The 3,348-nt window shown below is 58.0% G+C and carries 3 protein-coding genes; 1 reads left to right on the top strand and 2 read right to left on the bottom strand.

From position 1 onward, the window contains the following. Nucleotides 1-363 precede the first annotated feature (363 nt). Both FJ145_26560 and FJ145_26555 read right to left on the bottom strand, forming a co-directional pair. On the bottom strand, nt 364-1,425 hold the full coding sequence (locus tag FJ145_26560) for an extracellular solute-binding protein (protein ID MBM4264972.1): 1,062 nt from the start codon (nt 1,423-1,425) through the stop codon (nt 364-366). Nucleotides 1,426-1,689: 264 nt separating this feature from the next. Further along, a complete protein-coding gene (locus FJ145_26555; GenBank protein ID MBM4264971.1) occupies nt 1,690-2,670 on the bottom strand; it encodes a hypothetical protein in 981 nt (326 codons plus the stop codon). Nucleotides 2,671-2,841: 171 nt separating this feature from the next. Between FJ145_26555 and FJ145_26550 the strand changes: the two genes are divergently transcribed. Continuing rightward, nucleotides 2,842-3,210, top strand: a complete 369-nt coding sequence (locus FJ145_26550) for a hypothetical protein (GenBank protein MBM4264970.1) — start codon at nt 2,842-2,844, stop codon at nt 3,208-3,210. Nucleotides 3,211-3,348 lie beyond the last annotated feature (138 nt).

The raw sequence follows: 3,348 nt of genomic DNA, 5'->3' as shown, positions 1-3,348 counted from the left end.
GATTTCGAATACGGTGTGCGCTCCGCGTCGATATTCTTTCATCCGCAGACATTACCACAGCTCCGCCAAAACGTGCTAAAGCCGTCGCCTAAAGGCGAGGGCTTCAACCCTCCCAGAGTGGGACAGTGATAACAAATGCGGCCAGTAAAAGCATGCACGCAAAAAATGTAACGGAACCAGCTTGCATGGCACTACCGCCGTTTCCAAGCGGTGCGCACGGCGCACGCTTACGGGACTTCGGATATTTCTCGCGCAGAGGCGCAGAGATCGCAGAGGAAAAATATTTTCCGAACTCTGCGCCCTCGGCGTCTCCGCGCGAGACACTGCGAATTGCTTGTTTTGCGTTTTTCGCGGCCATTATTCTCACCGCCCGCCGCTGAAGATTTGCCGGAAGTCTCGCACGCCCTCTTCCAACATCGGGCCGAGAAATTCGGCGTCGGTGAGGAACGGCTCCTTCTCCACGAGCTCGGGAAATCGATTTTTCACGCCTTTGCGCAAGATCACCCGGCCATAGCTTGTCATGAGCTGCTGCCCCTCTTCCGACAACGACCAATCGATGAACAACGCCGCGGCATGCGGATGCGGCGCGTGCTTGGCGAGCATGATGTAGTTGGACAGCGCCATGTAGGGATCGAGGATCGACAAATCGACCGGCGCACCTTTGGCCTTGTAATCCAGCATCGTGTTACCCGATTGGACGATGGCGATGGGCTTTTCACCGGCCACCAAGAGCTGCGCTTGCGCCGTGCGCCCGCGGATCAGCGTCACATCCTGTTTGGCCAAAGCGCGCATGTACTGCAAACCCTTTTCCCGGCCCAAATGCTTGAGCAACACGGCGAACCAGTCAAAGGCCTCGTTGTCGAGAAACATCTGGCCTTTCCAGCGAGGCTGAAGCAGATCGTCGTAGCTCTTCGGCGCCTCGGCTTTCTTGACCATGTTGCTGTTGTAGCCCAGCACCATGGTGATCAACGACACGACGCTGAAATAACCGTCTTTGTCTCTGGCGGAAGGCGGATAGAACTCGCGTTGGGGTGAATTGTAAGGATCGAGCGTGCCAACCTTCTTGAGCGCGGCGGCTTCTTCCCCCGACACGTTGACGACGTCCACCAGATTGCGCCCACCGTTCATCTCCGACTGAACGCGCGTCACCACGCGGCTGCCGGAGATGCGCACCGAATTGACTTTGATGAATGGGTAGCGCTTGCTAAATGCCCGAGCGTACGGCTCGATCTGCGGCGGCTGCAGCGAGCTATAGAAAGTAACTTCCCTCTCCCGCTGCGCGCCTTCGGCCAAGGCCTTCTGCCGCGCCTCGGGCGGGAGCTTGGCAATCTTCGCCAGCACTGCGCCTGCGGTCTCCTGCGCAGCGGCGAAATGCGCTGTCCATAGATAGAAAATAGCAACGAGAATCAGCCGTGTATACTTCATTGCGCCTGTTTGAGACCTCCCCGGAATTTAGTATCTCTGCACATTAGACGGGCGGGTTTGAAACCCGCCCCTACATCCGAATCCTTTGTGCGCCTTTTGCGCTTTTTTCGCTTTTTGCGGTTAATTCTCTCTGTCCGGAACTCACTTTTGCGTTCTCGGCGTTCTTTGCGATAAATCCTTCCGACTCCCGGGCGCGATGAATCGCGCCCCCTACATTGGATCCTGACTCCTCGCTATTGCCTCTTGCCTCCTGCCTATTGCCTGCTACGGTCTCCATCCTCGCAATTCATCATTCACCCGCTGCATCAAACTGAAATCGTAAATCTCCTCGTGTTTCACCGCGCGCTTGATGCCGGCGCCGTCGCGCGCTTCGTTGATCGCCACCTCCATGACGTCGCGATCGATCAATCCGTCCGGCGCCAGCGCGCCGGCGGCGAGATAGTCGTGCACTTTGGCGGCCACTGCCGGCGTGATCTTGGTCCATTGCGAAGTAATCTTGATTGCTTCGTCGCGCAGCGCCAGATAAGCGCGCGCGCCTTTAACCGCAGCGCGCAAATATTTCATCACCTCATCCGGCCGCTTGTCGAACAAGTCCTGTGCGACCGAAATCGAGCCGGCGAAGCCTTTGGTGTACTTTCCCGCGCTCGCCACCGAGTGATAGCCCTTGGGTTCCAGCAGTCCGGTGCCATCGACATTGGCGACCACAGCCTGCGCTGTCCCCATCAACAGCGCTTGATAGCGCACGTCCGGACGACCCAGTGCGAGAATGGTCACATCTTTGTCGACTTCCAAGCCGTGGCCCTGCAGCATCGCCCGCGCGACCATAAAAGTCACGCTGCCCCGATCCGCCACGGCGACTTTTTTGCCGCGCAGATCTTCCACGCGCTTGATTTCCGGCGCGGCGACCAGATCGTAGGGCAGTTGGCGCAGAAAGCCCATCACCATGCGCAGCTTGGCGCCCTGCATGCTCGCGACGAGGGTTCCCGCCGAAGTCAGATTGACCTCGCCAGCCATGAGCGTTTTCACCGCTAAGCCGCCGGTCATCGGAATCAACTCGACGTCGTAGCCTTCGGCGCGAAAATAGCCCTTCTTCTGCGCCATAATCAGGGGATAGGACGTCGTGCCAAGGCCGGGGATGCTGATGCGCAGGCGCGCCAGCTCGGCGACCGCCGCAGCCGCAGTATCCAAACAACCCAGCGTCACCAAGCAACCCACCAATGCTATTGGGAGACGAAACCGTTTCATTTGCACCCCCCCTGAGTAAGCTGCCGCTGTTCTATTCTCGGCAGTGCAGAGCTGTCAAGAACACTTGCGCCGTGGCTTAACCGATCGTCGCCACGAAGAACATTGACAATCCGATATCGCTAACGGATATTGCAACCGAATTCTAACCTTAAGGAGGTTCCTATGCACCGAATGGCTATGGCAACATTCGCGGCTATGATCATGACCGTGTTTCTCAACGGGTGCTCCACTTCGATGACCGGAAGCGGCCCGGTCACCGCGTATGAAGGCGCGCGCGTGATTGTCGGCGACGGCAGAACCATCGACAACGCTACGCTGCTCGTACAGGGCGACAAAATTACTCAGGTCGGCCGTGCGGCCGATGTCTCGGTGCCCGCCGGCGCCGCCCGCGTAAACCTCGCCGGCAAGACCGTGATGCCGACGATCGTCGATACCCACGTCCATCTGAGCCGCGAGCGCGAAGCGATTATCCGCGACTTGAGGCAACGTGCGTACTACGGAGTGAACAACCACCGCCTAAAAGGCGGTGGCATCGGATAACGGACTGAAAGTCCTGGTTCCGGCTAAGAGCCGGCTCAAAGTCTCCGCCCTCAGGGGCGTTTGTAGACGGCCTTAACCGTCTACTTTGAAGTCATCATCTCGATCATGAATCTGATTCGCTATATATTCTGCTATGAC

The organism is Deltaproteobacteria bacterium (assembly GCA_016874755.1).
Taxonomy (GTDB): Bacteria; Desulfobacterota; Binatia; order UBA9968; family UBA9968; genus DP-20.
This window is presented reverse-complemented; position numbering and strand designations above follow the sequence as displayed.

What these genes read in the sequence shown, in the direction of transcription:
- FJ145_26555 (MBM4264971.1), bottom strand. Translation starts at nt 2,670, where the DNA reads ATGAAACGGTTTCGTCTCCCAATAGCATTGGTGGGTTGCTTGGTGACG.
- FJ145_26560 (MBM4264972.1), bottom strand. Translation starts at nt 1,425, where the DNA reads ATGAAGTATACACGGCTGATTCTCGTTGCTATTTTCTATCTATGGACA.
- FJ145_26550 (MBM4264970.1), top strand. Translation starts at nt 2,842, where the DNA reads ATGGCTATGGCAACATTCGCGGCTATGATCATGACCGTGTTTCTCAAC.